This window comes from Actinomadura harenae, from assembly GCF_003696215.1.
GTDB classification, from domain to species: Bacteria; Actinomycetota; Actinomycetes; order Streptosporangiales; family Streptosporangiaceae; genus Spirillospora; species Spirillospora harenae.
Genome location: NZ_RFFG01000144.1, coordinates 1 through 16,180, shown reverse-complemented (window position 1 = coordinate 16,180; position 16,180 = coordinate 1). Strand labels below are relative to the sequence as shown.

Genomic DNA, 16,180 nt, shown 5'->3' with positions numbered 1-16,180 from the left:
CGCCTGCTGCTCGGCGCCGTCGCCGTCGTCCTCGCCGCGCTCGCGACGTCCCAGGCGGGCGCCGTCGACTTCGTCGCGCTCGCCGCGCCGCAGCTCGCCCGCCGCCTCCTGCGCGCCGACCGCCCGCCGCTGCTCTGCGCCGCCCTCACCGGCGCTCTGCTCACCGTCGTCGCCGACCTGATCGCCCGGACCGCGTTCGCGCCCGTCCAGCTCCCGGTCGGCGTCCTCACCGCCGCGCTCGGCGGCCCCTACCTGCTCTGGCTGCTCGTCCGGAGGAAGACCCGATGACCGACGTCTCCGAACCCCTGACCGCCGCGCCGGACCCGGCCGTGCCGGACGGCCGCCCGCCGGTCACCCTCGCCGCCCGCGACCTGACCGTCGGATACGGCGACCGGACGATCCTGTCCGGCCTCGACCTCGACCTTCCCGGCGGCGCGTTCACCGTGGTCATCGGCCCGAACGCGTGCGGCAAGTCGACGCTGCTGCGCACCCTCGCCCGGCTGCTCTCCCCGCGCTCCGGCTCGGCCCTCATCGACGGCGCGGACGTCCACGGCATCAACACGCGCGAGCTGGCGCGGCGCCTCGGCGTCCTGCCGCAGTCGCCCGTGACGCCCGAGGGCCTCACGGTCGCCGACCTCGTCGCCCGCGGACGCCAGCCGCACCAGCGCTGGTTCCGGCAGTGGAGCGCCTCCGACACCGAGGCCGTCGAACGCGCCCTCGCGCTCACCGACCTCACCGACCTGCGGGACCGCCCCGTGGACGCCCTGTCCGGCGGCCAGCGGCAGCGGGTCTGGATCGCGCTCACCCTCGCGCAGGACACCGACGCCCTGCTCCTGGACGAGCCGACCACCTACCTCGACCTCGCCCACCAGATCGAGGTCCTCGATCTGCTGAGGCGGCTCAACCGTCGCGGGGGCCACACGGTCGTGGCCGTCCTCCATGACCTGAACCAGGCGTGCCGGTACGCCGACCACCTGGTCGTCATGAAGGACGGCGCGGTCGTGCGGCAGGGCGCCCCCGCCGACGTGATGGACGCCGCGTGCCTGTCCGAGGTGTTCGGCCTCGGCGGCGTGGTCGTCCCCTGCCCGGTCACGGGCGCGCCCATGGTCGTGCCGGACGCCCCGGCCTGAACGAAGGAGAACACCCGTATGAGACTCATGAAGGGATTCGCGGTCGCCGCCGCGGCCGCACTGGCGCTGAGCGCGTGCGGCGGTTCGGGCGGGTCGTCCGCGTCCGGGGCGACGCACCTGGTGAAGCACGCGATGGGGGAGACCAAGGTCCCCGACGACCCGAAGCGGATCGTCGTCCTGGACACCGACAAGGTCGACACCCTCGCGACGCTCGGCCTCACACCGGTCGGCGCGACCGTCCCCGACCAGCAGGCCGGGATGCCCAAGTACCTCGGCGGCGGTCTCGGCGCGGTGAAGAGCGTCGGCACCACCCAGCAGCCGGACGTCGAGGCGATCGCCGCCCTCAAGCCGGACCTGATCCTCGGCTCGAAGTTCCGGATGGAGAAGTACTACTCCCAGCTGAACAAGATCGCCCCGACCGTCTTCACCGACCAGGTCGGCATCACCTGGAAGCAGAACTTCCTGCTGGACGCCGAGGCCGTCGGCAAGAAGACCGAGGGCGAGCAGAAGCTCAAGGCCTACGAGGACCGGGCCCGCGAAGTAGGAAGGTCGTTCGGCGACCCCGCGAAGCTGAAGGTCAGCGTCATCCGCTTCATGCCGGACGAGATCCGCCAGTACGGCCCGGACTCGTTCTCCGGCATCGTCCTGCGCGACACCGGCCTGTCCCGTCCGGACGCGCAGCTGCTGAAGGACAAGTCGGACAAGCGCTTCGCGCCCCTCAGCCCCGAGCGCATCGACCAGGCCGACGGCGACTTCGTCTTCGTCGCCGCCTACGGCGCCAAGGCCGCCGACGCGCAGGCCAAGACGACCGCCGGCCCCCTCTGGCAGCGCCTCTCCGCCGTCAAGGCCGGTCACACCAAGGTCGTCGACGACGAGATCTGGATGACCGGCATCGGCGTCACCGCCGCCGGCAAGATCCTCGACGACCTCCAGGCCAACCTCGCGGCCCTGGCCAAGAAGTAACCCCCGAAACGGCCCCGGACACTCCACACGTCCGGGGCCTCCTGGCCGCCCCTGACCGCCCCGACCCGCTCACTCGCCGGAGCCGGCCTGCGGCCGTTCCACCCGGGAGGCGATCCGCTCCAGCGCCGCGAGGTCGTCCGCGCCGAGCCGGTCGATGAAGTGGTGCCGTACCGAGGCGACGTGGGCGGGGGCGGCGTGTTCGAGGGCGTCCAGTCCCTGGGCGGTGAGGACGAGCAGGCAGCCCCGGCCGTCGGACGGGTCGGGTTCGCGGCGGAGCAGGCCGCGGGCCTCCATGCGGGTCGCGTGCCGGGAGAGGCGGCTGCGCGACCAGCCCATCTTGTCGGCCTGTTCGCCCAGCGTGCTGGTGGTGTCCGGACGTTCCGACAGCGTGCTGAGCACCTCGTAGTCGGGCTCGGACAGGCCGGCCGCGGCCAGGTCGCGCGCCGTCCCGGCCTGGACGGCGACCATGACGCGCCGGAACGCCCGCCAGGCCCGCTCCTCGCCCGCGTCCAGCCAGCGCACGGGCTCGTCCGAGGAAGTCGTTGACATGTAACCAACCTAGCATCTAGCTTCGTTTACATGTCAACGAAACCGCTTCGCGTCCTCGTCCTGGTGTGCAGCACCCGCCCCGGTGCGCTCGGTCCCGCCGTCGGACGGTGGCTGACCGGCGCGGTGGCCCCGCGCGCCGTCGAGCTCGGCGTCGAACTCGTCCCGCTCGCGCTCGGCGACCTCGGCCTGCCCTTCCTGGACGAGGAGGAACACCCCTCGTCGGGCGTCTACCGCAACGAGCACACCCGCCGCTGGAGCGCGATCGCGGAAGCCGCGGACGGCTTCGTCGCGGTCACCCCCGAATACAACTACGGCATGCCCGCGACCCTGAAGAACGCCCTCGACCACCTCGGCCCCGAGTGGGCCTGGAAGCCGATCGGGTTCGTCAGCTACGGCAACACGTCGGCGGGCACCCGGTCCGTCCAGCATTCCAAGCAGGTCGTGACCACGCTGCGGATGGTCCCGCTGGGCGCGACGGTCGCGATCCGCATCGCGGACGCCGTCCACGAGGGCCGCCTCCGCCCGGACGCCGGCCGTGACGCCGCGGCCGTCGCCCTCCTGGACGAGCTGACCCGCCTCGCCCGCGCCCTCCGCCCCATGCGCGACGCCGCCCGCCCCGGCGCGACGCCCGGCCCCCTCCCCGGCTCCTACGCGAGACGCCTCACCCCGGACGACGCGCCCGAGGTCACCGTCCTCCAGCGCGCCTGCTGGACGGACGAGGCCGTCGTCAACGACACCCTCGCCATCCCGGCCCTGCACGAGTCCCTCGACGACGTGCGCGCGTGGCTCGCGACCTGGCACACCACCGGCCTCTGGCTCGACGGACGCCTCCTCGGCATGGTCCGGTCCCGTCCCGACGGGACCGACGGGCACCTCGGCCGCCTGGCCGTCGTCCCCGACCTGCGGGGACGCGGCGTGGGCCGCTGGCTCCTGGACCATGCCGAGACCGTGGTCCAGGAACCGGACGTCCGCCGCGTGCTGCTGTTCACCGGCGCCAAGAGCACGCGGAACATCGACCTCTACCGGCGCCGGGGCTACGAGCTCCTTCCGCCGTTCGCCCCCGACGGGACCGTCCGCATGGCCAAGAAGGTCAAGGACGTCAGGGACGTCACGGACGTCACGGACGACCGCCGAGCCGGTCACGAAGCTCGTTCTTGAGCACCTTGCCCATGTGGTTGCGCGGCAGCGCGTCGACCTGCTCCAGGCGGGTCGGCAGGAACCACTCGGTCATGCCCGCCGCGAGCAGATGCCGCCGCAGCACGTCCAGGGTGGGCGCCGCGCCGTCCGGGACGACGACCGCGCACACGGTGTCGGTCCCGCTCGCGCGGTCGGGCCACCCGACGACCGCGACGTCGGCGACGGCCGGATGCCGCAGCAGCTCGTCCTCGACCTCGAGGACGGGGATCGGGAGCGGGCTCCCGATCCGGTCGGCGACGCGGGACACGTACTGGAGCCCGTCGTGCCCGTCGTCGCGGACCAGGTCACCGGTGTCGTACCAGCCGCCCGTGTTCGCCGGATCCCACACCACCCGCCGATCGCGCAGCCGGAACGTCCCGAGGCACACCGACGGCCCGCGCACGTGGAGCCGGAACACGTCACCCGTGTCCGACGACGCGTCCGGGGCCAGCCGGACCTCGCGTCCAGGGCTGGGACGCCCGATGCTCTGACCGGCCCGTTCGGGCGGGTCGTCACGGCCGGTCACGGCGAACCCGCCGATCTCGGTCATCCCGTAGGTGTTCCGCAGCCGCGCGCCCAACGCCTCCCGGACGGGCTCGACATACGACCCCGGAAGCGGCGCCCCCGTGCTGACGACCGTCTCCAGGAAGGGCAGAGCGCGATGCTCGCGCCGCTGCTCCCGGACGAGCTGCGTCAGCAGGAACGGCGACGCGAGCAGATAGGTCACCCGGTGGCGGTCGACGAGGTCGAGCCAGACGTCCGCGTCGCGCGTGTCCGCGAACACCGACGCGCAGCCGCGAGCCAGCGGCCGCAGGACGTTCGTCTGCAACGCCGCCCCGTGGATCAGGTTCGCCATGGACGCCAGCCGTGTCTCGGGCACCTCGGCCGGGCGCCTGGCCCAGAACGACGCGTACTGCGTGTTCGGGGTGTGCAGCACCCCCTTCATCTCACCCGTCGTGCCGGACGTGAACATCACCACCGAGACCTCATCGGCCCCCCGGGCCCGCGACACCTCAGGCCCTGGGGCCGGAGACGAGACACCTGGACGAGCGCCCGGGGTGAGCCCCGCGAGCAGGTCCCCGAACGCGATCGCGCCCGTCGCGGACGCGTCGCCGAACACGATCCGGTGCTCCAGGTCCGGCAGCCGAGCGGCCATGTCGGCCAGCAGCAGGTCGGGCCGGAGGGCGTCCCACTCGTCGATGACCACGCACGCGCTCGCCCCGGTCCCCGCGAGGATGCGTTCGACCTCGCGTCCGCCCAGCGTCATGAGGATCGGCACGGCGACCAGCCCGGCGTCCATGCAGGCGAGGAGGAGCGCCGCCGCCTCCCACCAGTTGGGGAACTGGAACCCCACGGCGTCGCCGCGCCGCAGCCCCAGCCCCCGCAGCCCGGTGGACAGCCGCGTGACGGCCTCCGCCAGCTCCCCGTACGTCACGATGACCTCGTGCCCCAGGTTCCGGCGCCAGTTGACGAAGACCGTCCGGGCGGGATCGGCCGCGGCCACCGCCCGGAGATCGTCGACGAACGTCTCCGTCCGCCACCAGCCGTGGGCGTGGTAGTCCGCGGCCCTGGAGGCCGCCGGACGCAGCGAGGCCATCACCCTTTCGAGCCCCTGCCCGGAACGCCCCCGCCCCGCACTCTCGCCGTCTTCCGCCATGGGGTCCCCTTCCCCTCGGCATACGCCTACCCGGGCAGCATGGCCGCGAACGGAGATCGTCCAAGTGCGTTTGAGGGAATGCGGATGAACGTCGAGCGCCCGGCTGATCACGACGCGGTGTTCCCCGCCGCGGATCACCGGCGACACCACCGGCGACACCACCGGCGACACCACCGGCGACACCACCGGCGACACCACCGGCGACAGCACCGGATGACTCTCCGCGCACCCCTCGCCTGTCCGTTCGGTTAGTTCTGCGGACCGGGGGATGGACGGAATGTCACGGTGTGTCTAGCGTCCGTAGCGGAGGTGCGACATGTCGCTGAACGTTTCGCCCGAGCTTCTGGCCAAGGCCGAGGCCGGGAAGGTCGAGCAGGACGAGTTCCTCAAGTGCGTCGCCGAGTCGCTGCCGTTCGCGTGGGCCATGGTGACGCGGCTGGTGGAGGAGATGGAGAGCGCGGACGCGGAGACCGTCCAGAACACGCTGGTCCCCGAGACCGAGGAGGAGTGGGGGCAGATGTTCCGCATGTTCTCCAGCGACTCCATGCGGAACGCGATCCAGGACCACTTCGGTGTGCGGCTGGCGTTCCAGAACTGCTGCAAGCCCGCGGTGTTCAAGAAGGACGCCGAGGACGCCTACCAGCGGTTCGTCTCGCCCGAGGCGCAGCTGCTCAACCAGGATCCGACGCTGCTGAACTGCTGACCCGCCGGACTGCTCGACCGCCGGACTTCTGAACCGCTGACCGGCACGTACGAGGCCCCCGGCGTTCCGCCCGACCGCGGGGGCCTCGTCGCGCCTGGATCACGGGGTTCCCGCGATCCAGCCTGTGCGCGTCCGCGGGTCAGGCGCCGACCAGGGCGTCCGGTCCGAGGACGAAGTGCGGGTCGATCTGCCGTGTGAGGTCGGTGCCGGTCGCCTTGTTCGCCCAGCCCTCCGCGTTCCTCACGTGGAACTCCTGGGCCTGCCGCAGGTACCGGTCCCAGTCCTTGGGCTGCGCGTCCACCTCGTCGTGGAGGCGCCGCAGCACCTTGCGCGCCGGCTCGTCCAGGTCGTCCAGGGCGAAGGGACGGCCCTGCTCCATCGCGCGCACCGCGGGCTGGTGCCCGATGACCGCGACCAGGTCGGACCCGACCTGGTCGCGCAGGTACGCCTCGTCCCCGGCGGACTGGACCTTGTTCCCGACCACCACGATCCGGACGCCGAAGTCGGACGCGTGCTCGGTGTACTGCCGGTACACCGCGACGCCCTTCCGCGTCGGCTCGACCACCAGGAACAGGACGTCGAACCGCGTGAACAGCCCCGACGCGAACGTGTCGGCGCCCGCGGTCATGTCGGCGACGACGTACTCGCCCGGCCCGTCCACGAGGTGGTTGAGGTACATCTCCATGGCGCCGGTCTTGCCGTGGTAGCAGGACACCCCGAGGTCGTCCTCGTCGAACGGCCCGGTCGCCATGAACGTGACGCCGTCCACCTGCCGCGACAGCGCGTGGACGGGGTCGTGCCCGTCGAAGCGCAGCAGCCGCGACCCCCGTCCGGGCGGGGTCGTCTTGACCATCTCCGCCGCCGACGCGATCCGCGGGTTGTCGCCCCGCAGGTACTCCTTGATCTCCGCCAGGTGCGCCCCGAGCGCCGGAACGTCCGCGGACTCCTCCTCGGTCATCCCGAGCGCGACCCCGAGATGCTGGTTGATGTCCGCGTCGATCGCGACGACCGGAGCCCTCTCGGCGGCGAGATGACGGATGAAGAGCGAAGAGGTGGTCGTCTTGCCGCTCCCACCCTTGCCGACGAACGCGACCTTCACGATCGGTGCCCCCGTTCTGAAACTGAAAACCGTTTCCGAACTCCCGAGTCTGGCACCCCCGCCCGTCCCCGCGCTGCCGAACCGCGGACCATGCCGCTCTGTCGCCGATCTCCCGCTATGCCGCCCCGGGCTCAGCCGCCGTCGGCCGGAACCGGTAGCGGAGGCAGGGGCAGCGGCAGCCCCGGCAGCCCGTCGATGCTGGTCGCGACGTGCTCCTTCTTCTGGAAGTACGCGTCGAGCGTCTCGTCGGTCTCGCGCGCGAAGCGGGACGCGTGCAGCGGACGGTCCTCCTCGTAGGTCATGAACGGGACGGCGTACCCGCAGGTGTCGCGGATCTTCTCGGCGGACACGACGATGATCGCGCGCAGCCCGTGCAGGGTCGGGTCGATGTCGGGGAAGTGGCGCATCAGCCCGTCCCAGCGCGGGTCGTCGCGGAAGACGGGCTCGCCGCGCCCGTGCACGCGGACGATGTTGGGCGGGCCGTCGAACGCGCACCACATCAGGGTGATGCGCCCGTTCTCCCGCAGGTGGGCGATCGTCTCCGCGTTGCTGCCCGCGAAGTCGAGGTAGGCCACGGTGAGCTCATCGAGGACGGCGAACGAGCCGTTCAGTCCCTTGGGCGAGAGGTTGACGGTCCCGTCGCCGTCCAGCGGCGCCGTCGCGGTGAAGAAGATGTGCTGCGCCTCGATGAACGCCCGCAGCCTGCCGTCGATCTGCTTGTAACTCTTTCCCATGCGCCGATTATGACGAGACGCCGGAAAGGCGTCTCCGGCGGGTGGCGGTCCACTTTCGTTGACCCGGTCGACAACGGAACGCGCTTTCGGGGGTGATCGCCGCCGTCGGACGCTGGACGCATGACAGAAGAGTGGAGACCGGCTCCGTCCGCGCCCGAGCCTGCCGCCGTGGCGGAGCCCGTTGTTGTGGCGCGGGCGACGGCGCTGTGCAAGACCTATGGCGTGGGGGAGGCGCGGGTCGTCGCCCTGGACCGGGTGGACGTCGCGATCCGGGCGGGGGAGCTCACCGCGATCATGGGGCCGTCCGGCTCGGGCAAGTCCACGCTGATGCACTGCCTGGCCGGGCTGGACGCGGCCGACGGCGGCGAGGTCTGGATCGGCGACACCGAGATCACCGCGCTGCGCGACGACGAGCTGACCCGCCTGCGCAGGGACCGGATCGGTTTCGTGTTCCAGGCGTTCAACCTGGTGCCGACACTGACCGCGCTGGAGAACATCACGCTGCCCCTGGACATCGCGGGCCGGACGCCGGAGCCGGGCTGGATCACGCGGGTGATCGACGCAGTCGGGCTGTCCGACCGGCTTCGGCACCGTCCGGGCGAGCTGTCGGGCGGCCAGCAGCAGCGGGTCGCCTGCGCGAGGGCCCTCGCCGCCCGGCCCCGGATCGTCTTCGCCGACGAGCCGACCGGGAACCTGGACTCCCGGGCGGGCGCCGAGGTCCTGGACCTGATGCGGCAGTGCGTGGACTCCTTCGGCCAGACGATCGTGATGGTCACCCACGACCCGGTCGCGGCCTCTTACGCCGACCGGGTGCTGTTCCTGGCCGACGGCCGCGTCGTGGACGAGATGACCGGCCCGACCGCCGAGAGGGTCCTGGAGCGGATGAAGCGCGCCGAAGGGACCCGATGATGCTCAGGCTCACGCTGCGGAGCCTGGCGGCGCACCGCCTGCGGCTCCTGCTGACCGCGCTCTCGGTCGTCCTCGGCGTCGCGTTCGTCGCGGGGACACTGATCTTCACCGACACGATGGACGGCCAGGCCGCGGACATCGCCGGACGCCTGGGCCGCGGCGTCGCGGTCGAGGTGCGGGCGAAGGACCCGGGCGGGAGGACCAGGGGCGTCTCGGTCCCCGTCCCGGAAGCCGTCCTGAGGGACGTCCGCAGGGTCCCCGGCGTGCGCGGGCCGGTGGGCGTCGTCTCCGGATACGCGGCCCTGGTGAGCAGGGACGGGACGGAGGTCGCCGCGCAGGGGGCCCAGACCCCCGGCGTGCTCGCGCAGGCGGGCGGCAACTGGATCCCGGGTGGCGACTACCCGCTGAAGACCGGGCGCGCGCCGCACGGGCCGGGGGAGATGCTGGTCGACGAGGCCACCGCCGGGCGCGGCGGCTACCGGACCGGCGACGAGGCGACCGTCCGGCTCAAGGGCGCAAGCCGGACGATGCGGATCGTCGGCCTGGTCGGGTCGGGGGACCTGGCGGGCAGGACGCTGGCGCTCTTCGACACCCCGACGGCGCAGCGGCTGCTGCTGCGCCCGGGGGACTTCACCGCCGTGCGGACGGCATCGGACGGGGTGAGCGAGGAGGTCCTGCGCGGACGCGTCGCCGCCGTCCTGCCCGGCGACCTCGAAGCGGTCACCGGCACCCAGGTGCGGAACGAGCTGAGGAACGACCTGGCCGCCCTGTCGTACGTCGGCGGCCTCCTGATGGCCTTCGCGCTGATCGCGGTGTTCGTCGGCGCGTTCGTCATCTTCAACACCTTCTCCATGCTCGTTGCGCAGCGGACGAAGGAACTGGCGCTGCTGCGCGCGATCGGCGCCTCGCGCGGGCAGGTGTCCCGGGCGGTCGTCGGCGAGGCGTTCGCCGTCGGCGTCGTCGGCTCGACGCTCGGCCTGGTGGCGGGGACGGGGATGGCCGCACTCCTCCAGGTGATCCTCGACGAGGGGCCCACGAGCGGGCCGGCATTCTCCGGCCTGGCCGTCTCCGGCACCGCGGTCGCCGCGTCCTATGCCGTCGGCACGGTGGCCACGGTCGCCGCCGCCTACGTGCCCGCCCGCCGCGCCGCCAGGATTCCTCCGATCGCGGCGCTGCGCGACGACGTCGCCTCGCCGCAGGGCGCGTCGAAGCGGCGCGTCGTCACCGGAACCGTCCTGGCAGGGGGCGGTGGCCTGGCCCTCCTGGCAGGGCTGGCGGGGTCCGGCCTGACGGCGCAGGCGCTGGTGGGCCTGGGAGCCATGCTGGTGTTCCTGGGAGTCACGGTGCTCTCGCCGGTGCTCAGCGGACCCGTCATCGAGCTGCTCGGCAGGGGACTGCCCCGGTGGTGCGGAACCCCGGGCCTCCTGGCCAGGCGCAACGCCCAGCGCAGTCCCCGGCGGACGGCCGCCACGGCGGGCGCGCTGATGGTCGGCCTGGCCCTGGTCGGCACCGTCAACGTGCTCGGCGCGTCGATGAAGGCCTCCGTCGGCAGCCAGATCGACGCCTCCTTCGCCGACGACTACCTCGTCCTCCCCGTCCGCGGGAACTCCGTCGACGCGGACGCGGTCACGCGCGTCGCCTCGACGCCCGGTATCGCGCGGACCACACCGTCCTACACGGGTGACGTCGAACTCGACGGGACCAGGGTCGAGTACGGAGCCGGGAACCTGCCCACGCTCATGGCCTCCGTAGCGCACCGGATGGTGGACGGCGGCCTCGACACCGGAACCGACGGCGTCCTCGTCGAGGACGACCTCGCGTCCGCCCACCACTGGAAGGTGGGGACGGTCCTGACGGCGCGGTTCCCCGACGGCGGACGGCAGGAGGTGCGCGTCGCCGGGATCTACCCCCTGGTCGGGTTCGGGAACGCCATGCTCCCCGAGTCCCTCTACAAGGCCCACACCCCGCTCCCGGCCGTCCACGCGCTGAACCTCAAGGCCACGACCGCGGACGCGGCCACCCTGACGGCCCTGCGCCGCTCCCTGGCCGCCTATCCGGACCTGGGGATCTACGACCGTTCGGCGTGGAAGAGGGAGAAGGTCCAGAGCCTGGACCAGATGACCGGCCAGATCACCCTGCTGCTGGCCCTGTCGATCGTCATCGCCGCGATCGGGGTCGCCAACACCCTGGCGCTGTCGGTGTTCGAGCGGACGCGGGAGATCGGCCTGCTCCGCGCCGTGGGCGCCGACCGGGGCCAGGTGCGCCGCATGATCCGCCTGGAGGCGATCCTGATCGCGCTGTTCGGCGCGGTGCTCGGCCTGCTCATCGGCCTGGGGTTCGGCATCGCCCTGCAGCACGCGATGGCCGGGCTGGGGTTCGACGTCCTGGTGGTCCCGGCCGTCCCGCTCGCGCTCTGCGCCGTCCTGGCCGGGGTGATCGGTGTCGCCGCCGCCGTCTGGCCGGCCCGCCGGGCCGGGCGGATGGACGTCCTGACGGCGATCGCCCACGAATGACCTGGGTACCGTGAGCAGGGTGACGTGGTCTCAGACGTGGTATCGGACGTGGACTGGGACGTGGACTGGGACGTGGACTCGGACGTGGACTCGGCCGCCGCGGATCCGCCTCCCCCTGCTCGACGCCGGGTTCGCGGCCGCGGTCACGATCGCCGGCAGCGGACTCGGGCTGGGACCCGGCCCCCTGGCCCCCGGCCGGGGGGTGCCCGTGGCCGCCGTCGTCGTCGCGGGCATCGCCGGTCTCTCCCTGGCCGTCCGCCGCCGGTTCCCCTTCTCGGTGGCTCTGACGTGCTCGGTCGCCGCGGTGTTCGCGTCCCCGCTCGCGCTTCCCTTCAGCCTGTACGCCCTGACCCTCTACGGCCGCCGCCGCACGTCACTGGGATGGGTGGCCGTCGGAGCCGTCCTGCTGGCCGCCGTGGGGGTCCACCTGTACTACGCGAGGAACGCCTGGGGGACGGACCCCACCTGGGCCGAGATGGCGGGCGTCGTGGCGTCGGGCCTCGGGGTGGTCGTGGTGGTGCCCGTGCTGCTCGGCCTCCACCAGAGGTCTCGGCGGAGGCTGGTCCGGGCGCTGGCCGAGCGGGCGGAACGCGCCGAGACCGAGCAGGAGCTCCGGGCCGACCAGGCCCGGCTGGAGGAACGGGCCCGGCTGGCGGGGGAGATGCACGACGTGGTCACCCACCGGGTGAGCCTGATGGTGCTCCAGGCGACGTCGCTGCGCACCCGCGCCCCCGACGAGGACGTGCGGGCCGCGGCCGAGGAGATCCGCGTGGTCGGCAGGCAGGCGATGAGGGAGCTGCGCGATCTCGTCGGGGTGCTCCGCTCGCAGGACCAGGTGGGCACCGCCCTCGACGACAAGGCCGACGTACTGGACGTGTCGGACCTGGTCGCCGACTCCCGGTCCGCTGGAATCGCCGTCGAGCTGGCCACCGACGGGGAGCCGCTCCCCGCGGAGCCCGCCGTCCGGCGCACGGCGTACCGGATCGTCCAGGAGGGGCTTACCAACGTGCACAAACACGCGCCCGGCGCCGAGGTCCGCGTCCGGGTGCGTTACGACGACGGATGGATCCACCTCACGGTGCGCAACACCCCCTCGTCCCGCGCGCCCGATGTCGAGCTGGGCGCGGGCGGCACCGGCCTGGAAGGACTGCGCCAGCGCGTCGACCTGGTCGGCGGCCGCCTGCGCGCCTCCCCGCGCCCCGAGGGCGGATTCGAGCTGGAAGCGGCACTCCCCGCGGACGGACGACCATGATCAAGGTGCTGATCGTCGACGACGACCGGCTGGTCTGCGCGCACCTGCGGATCATCCTCCAGGACGCCCCGGACCTCACGGTGGTGGGAGTGGCGCACGACGGCGCCGAGGCGGTGGAGTCGGTCGTCCGCCTCGCCCCGGACGTCGTGCTCATGGACCTGCACATGCCCGGCGTGGACGGCCTGACCGCGACCGCCCGCATCGCGCGCCTGGACGATCCGCCCCGCGTCATCGCCCTGACCACCTTCGACCTCGACCGGTACGTGGTCCGGATGATCGAGGCGGACGCGGCCGGGTTCCTGCTCAAGGACACCCCTCCCGAAGACCTCATCGCGCTCGTCCGCGTCGCCGCCCAGGGCCACACCGTCCTGTCGCCGGGTCCCACCAAGCGGCTCGCCGCCGCGTCCGCCCGGCACCAGGAGACCCACGGCCGCGCCCAGGCGAGGATCGCCGACCTCACCCGGCGGGAACGGGAGATCCTGGCCTGCATCGGCGCGGGCCTGTCCAACGCCGAGATCGCCGAGCGGGTGCACCTGAGCGAGGCCACCATCAAGACCTACGTCTCCCGGATGCTGACCAAACTCGACTGCGCCAACCGCACCCAGGCCGCCCGCCTCGCCTTCGACGCCGACCTCGACGCCGACCTCGACGCGTCCTGAACGCGGGGCCGTACGACTTTCGTTGACCGAGTCGGCGACGAACGCCGATTCCAGGGGCGGGGCCTCAGATCACAGGATGGAGCCATCCCCGATCCCTCTGGTCAAGGAGGCCACCGATGCCGCTTGCCGCCCGTCCCTGGAAACGTCCGCTCGCAGCCGCCGTGACCGCGATGAGCCTCGCCGCCATCGCCCCGCCTGCCGCCGCCGCAGGCGGGCACATCGACTGGCACCCGTGCCCTCAGGACACGACCGCCGACTGCGGGACGCTCACCCTTCCCATCGACTGGGCACGTCCACAGGGAGCCTCCTTCGGACTCGCCGTCGCGCGACGCAAGGCCACCGACCCGTCGGCGCGCATCGGCTCCCTGGTGACCGACTGGGGCGGACCGGGCATCTCCGGCGTGGACGCGGTGGTGGGCCGCTACAAGGACGTGTTCTCACCTGCCGTCCGGACACGGTTCGACCTCGTCTCGTTCGACCCCCGGGGCTTCGGCCGCAGCGGCCCGGTCACCTGCGACATGGCGGCGGCCGGCCCGCAGCCGACCACCGATCCGGCCACCCGGCGAGGCTACGCCGACCTGGTCGCCTACAACCGGCGCCTGGCCATGACCTGCCGCGACCGCACCGGTCCGATCTACGACCACATCGACTCGCGCGCCACCGCCCGGGACATCGACGCGCTCCGGGCGGCCCTGGGCGACCGGAAGCTGACCTACTGGGGCGTCTCGTACGGATCCCTGATCGGGCAGCAGTACGCCGAACTGTTCCCCGGCCGGATCCGCGCCCTGGCCTTGGACAGCAACCTGGACCACAGCCGGCGGGCGCGGGGCTACCTCGACGCCATGACGTCCGCGAGCGAGGACTCCTTCGACCAGTTCGCCGCATGGTGCGCCACGAGCACGGACTGCGTCCTGCACGGAAGGGACGTCGCGGCGGTCTTCGAACAGCTGTATGCGCGAGCCCAGGCTGGCACCCTGCCCGACCCGGACGATCCGACGAGCGGCATCACCCCGCAATACCTGCTCGAACACACCCAGCACCAGTTCGCCATGATGGGCTCGGACGACTGGGCGTCGCTCGCCACCATGCTCGCCGCCATGAGCCGCCAACCGTCACGGTCCGTCCCGCCCAAGCCCGTCCCACCCTCCGGCCAAGGACTCGGCTACGACCAGAAGGTCTTCTGCGCCGACTGGCAGCTGTCCCTCGACGGGCCGAGGGCGCTGGCGAACACCCAGCGCCGTCTGGCCCGGATCGCTCCGCACATGCGCCGGGCGACGCTCGCCTGGAGTGTGATGGCGTCCTGCCAGGGCGACCCGGTGCCGCTCACCAACCCACCGCACCGCTACCGCATCTCGGGAACGCCGCCGATCCTGCTCGTCAACAACCTGCACGACCCCAGCACGCCCTACGCGTTCGCCACCGACATCGCCAGGCAGATCCCCGCCGCCGTCCTCCTCACCTACGACGGCCGGGGCCACGGCAGCTACAACAGAAGCCGCTGCATCGCCGACCTGACCGACCACTACCTCATCGACACCCGACCTCCCGCGCGAGGCACCCACTGCCCCGCCACCCCATAGAGACGGCTACGTCCCAGGTAATCGCTCTGGCTATCGGTTGTTCCTTAGCGTCATGGCAAGCGCTCCAGAGAAGAGGACTCCGATGACCACAGCCACGACCAGCACCACTTCCGGCCTGTTCTCCGACGGCCCCCGGTTCCTGCGCCTGGCCCTGCGCGCAGACGCTATCGTCACCGGCGCCAACGGCCTCCTCTACCTCGCCCTAGCCGCCCCCCTCAAGGACCTGCTCGGCCTCGACACCACCACCGGACGCGAACTGGGCGCGTTCCTCGTCGTCTACGCCGTCGCCGTATGGGCCATCTCCATGTCCGCCCACCCCAAGCGCCTCGCCGTGACGGCCGTCGTCGAGGCCAACGCCCTCTGGACGATCCTGAGCATCACCACCGCGATCGTCGGCTGGTTCTCCCTGACCACCGCCGGAACCGTATGGACCCTCCTCCAAGCCATCGTCGTCGCCGCCTTCGGAACCCTCCAATACACCGCCCTCCGCCGCACACGTTGAGCCTGTAACTTCAGGTGTGGAATGTTCGTGCAGGTAGATGGCCAAGTCTGGTTTACCTGATGCGTCCTGGATAGGCGATGGCGAGTTCGTTGAGTGCTTCTCGCCATCCTGCGGAGCGTTGTCCCTCGACGAGCCGGGCGGGTTGGAAGGCGTGTTTGTCGCCTTTCTCTCGCTTGGCGGCTCGTTCCCGGGCCCGTTTGTCCTCGATGTTGACGATGGCCAGCCACAGTAGTTTGACCACGGCGTCGTCGGTCGGGAAGTGGCCGCGGGCCTTGGTGACCTTGCGCAGCTGGTAGTTCAGCGACTCGATCCCGTTGGTGGTGTAGAGCAGCCGGCGGACCGGTGGTGTGAAGGCGAAGTACGGTGTGAAGCGCTCCCAGGCGTCCTCGAACACCTTCACCGCCTGCGGGTACTTGTTGCCCAGGTCGGTCCCGGCGAACTCGGCCAGCGCCTCCAGCGCGGCGTCGGCGTCCACGGCGGTGTAGACCTTCTTCAGCTCCTTGGCCACCGCGCCGGCGTCACGGCGCGCCACCGGCCGCAGCGCGTTGCGGATCAGGTGAACCACACACGACTGGACCACGGTCGCCGGGAACGCCGAATGGACGGCGTCCTCGAACCCCGCCAGCCCGTCGGTGCAGGCGATCAGGATGTCCCGCACTCCGCGGTTGCGCAGGTCGGCCATCACCGCAGCCCAGAACCGGGCACCCTCACCGGCGGTGGCCGACTCGACCGGGGTCCGCGCGAGCCAGATCCC

At 72.1% G+C, this 16,180-nt stretch carries 16 protein-coding genes; 11 read left to right on the top strand and 5 right to left on the bottom strand.

The genetic code is table 11. The annotated features are described in order from the left end of the window. From EBO15_RS39215 to EBO15_RS39205, 3 genes are all read left to right on the top strand, one after another. Window positions 1-288: iron chelate uptake ABC transporter family permease subunit (locus tag EBO15_RS39215; protein ID WP_147481859.1), on the top strand; the 288-nt coding region annotated here is incomplete at its 5' end. Beyond that, window positions 285-1,130: an ABC transporter ATP-binding protein gene (locus EBO15_RS39210; RefSeq protein ID WP_122199537.1), complete on the top strand. Its 846-nt coding sequence runs from the start codon at window positions 285-287 to the stop codon at window positions 1,128-1,130. The genes EBO15_RS39215 and EBO15_RS39210, both read left to right, overlap by 4 nt. A gap of 18 nt (window positions 1,131-1,148) precedes the next feature. Next, entirely contained in the window at window positions 1,149-2,093 is a 945-nt protein-coding gene (locus EBO15_RS39205; RefSeq protein WP_199745108.1) for an ABC transporter substrate-binding protein, read from the top strand. A gap of 69 nt (window positions 2,094-2,162) precedes the next feature. On the opposite strand, the gene EBO15_RS39200 is transcribed toward EBO15_RS39205, so the two are convergent. Next, the gene (locus tag EBO15_RS39200) at window positions 2,163-2,642 is read right to left on the bottom strand and encodes a MarR family winged helix-turn-helix transcriptional regulator (protein WP_122199535.1); all 480 of its coding nucleotides are present in this window, start codon (window positions 2,640-2,642) and stop codon (window positions 2,163-2,165) included. A gap of 30 nt (window positions 2,643-2,672) precedes the next feature. Between EBO15_RS39200 and EBO15_RS39195 the strand changes: the two genes are divergently transcribed. After that, window positions 2,673-3,800 carry a bifunctional NAD(P)H-dependent oxidoreductase/GNAT family N-acetyltransferase gene (locus tag EBO15_RS39195; RefSeq protein WP_122199534.1) on the top strand — a complete coding sequence of 376 codons (1,128 nt, stop codon included), beginning with the start codon at window positions 2,673-2,675 and terminating at the stop codon, window positions 3,798-3,800. Here the strand turns inward: EBO15_RS39195 and EBO15_RS39190 are convergent. After that, on the bottom strand, window positions 3,760-5,475 hold the full coding sequence (locus EBO15_RS39190) for an AMP-binding protein (protein ID WP_122199533.1): 1,716 nt from the start codon (window positions 5,473-5,475) through the stop codon (window positions 3,760-3,762). The genes EBO15_RS39195 and EBO15_RS39190 overlap by 41 nt on opposite strands. A gap of 316 nt (window positions 5,476-5,791) precedes the next feature. Between EBO15_RS39190 and EBO15_RS39185 the strand changes: the two genes are divergently transcribed. Beyond that, window positions 5,792-6,178: an SCO5389 family protein gene (locus EBO15_RS39185; RefSeq protein ID WP_122199532.1), complete on the top strand. Its 387-nt coding sequence runs from the start codon at window positions 5,792-5,794 to the stop codon at window positions 6,176-6,178. Between the two features lie 139 nt (window positions 6,179-6,317). Here EBO15_RS39185 and EBO15_RS39180 read toward each other — a convergent pair whose 3' ends face one another. Further along, complete coding sequence (locus EBO15_RS39180; RefSeq protein ID WP_122199531.1) at window positions 6,318-7,277, bottom strand: ATP-binding protein; 960 nt, start codon at window positions 7,275-7,277, stop codon at window positions 6,318-6,320. Window positions 7,278-7,408: 131 nt separating this feature from the next. Beyond that, entirely contained in the window at window positions 7,409-8,011 is a 603-nt protein-coding gene (locus EBO15_RS39175) for a pyridoxamine 5'-phosphate oxidase family protein (protein WP_122199530.1), read from the bottom strand. 120 nt (window positions 8,012-8,131) lie between these two features. Here EBO15_RS39175 and EBO15_RS39170 point away from each other — a divergent pair, with 120 nt between their 5' ends. The 6 genes from EBO15_RS39170 (at window position 8,132) to EBO15_RS39145 (ending at window position 15,426) form a co-directional block, all read left to right on the top strand. Beyond that, entirely contained in the window at window positions 8,132-8,920 is a 789-nt protein-coding gene (locus tag EBO15_RS39170; protein ID WP_122199529.1) for an ABC transporter ATP-binding protein, read from the top strand. Continuing rightward, window positions 8,917-11,433 (top strand): ABC transporter permease, encoded by a 2,517-nt coding sequence (locus EBO15_RS39165; RefSeq protein WP_233616772.1) that lies wholly within the window; start codon window positions 8,917-8,919, stop codon window positions 11,431-11,433. The genes EBO15_RS39170 and EBO15_RS39165 overlap by 4 nt, the downstream gene beginning before the upstream one ends. A 10-nt stretch (window positions 11,434-11,443) precedes the next feature. Further along, window positions 11,444-12,685, top strand: a complete 1,242-nt coding sequence (locus EBO15_RS39160; RefSeq protein ID WP_456047894.1) for a sensor histidine kinase — start codon at window positions 11,444-11,446, stop codon at window positions 12,683-12,685. Further along, a complete protein-coding gene (locus EBO15_RS39155; RefSeq protein WP_122199528.1) occupies window positions 12,682-13,344 on the top strand; it encodes a response regulator in 663 nt (220 codons plus the stop codon). Before EBO15_RS39160 ends, EBO15_RS39155 begins: the two co-directional genes overlap by 4 nt. 116 nt (window positions 13,345-13,460) lie before the next feature. Then, a complete protein-coding gene (locus tag EBO15_RS39150) occupies window positions 13,461-14,924 on the top strand; it encodes an alpha/beta hydrolase (RefSeq protein ID WP_122199527.1) in 1,464 nt (487 codons plus the stop codon). A gap of 82 nt (window positions 14,925-15,006) precedes the next feature. After that, the gene (locus EBO15_RS39145) at window positions 15,007-15,426 is read left to right on the top strand and encodes a hypothetical protein (protein ID WP_199745106.1); all 420 of its coding nucleotides are present in this window, start codon (window positions 15,007-15,009) and stop codon (window positions 15,424-15,426) included. A 52-nt stretch (window positions 15,427-15,478) separates the two neighbouring features. On the opposite strand, the gene EBO15_RS39140 is transcribed toward EBO15_RS39145, so the two are convergent. After that, a partial coding sequence (locus tag EBO15_RS39140) for an IS256 family transposase (protein WP_122199525.1) occupies window positions 15,479-16,180 on the bottom strand: 702 nt, incomplete at its 5' end.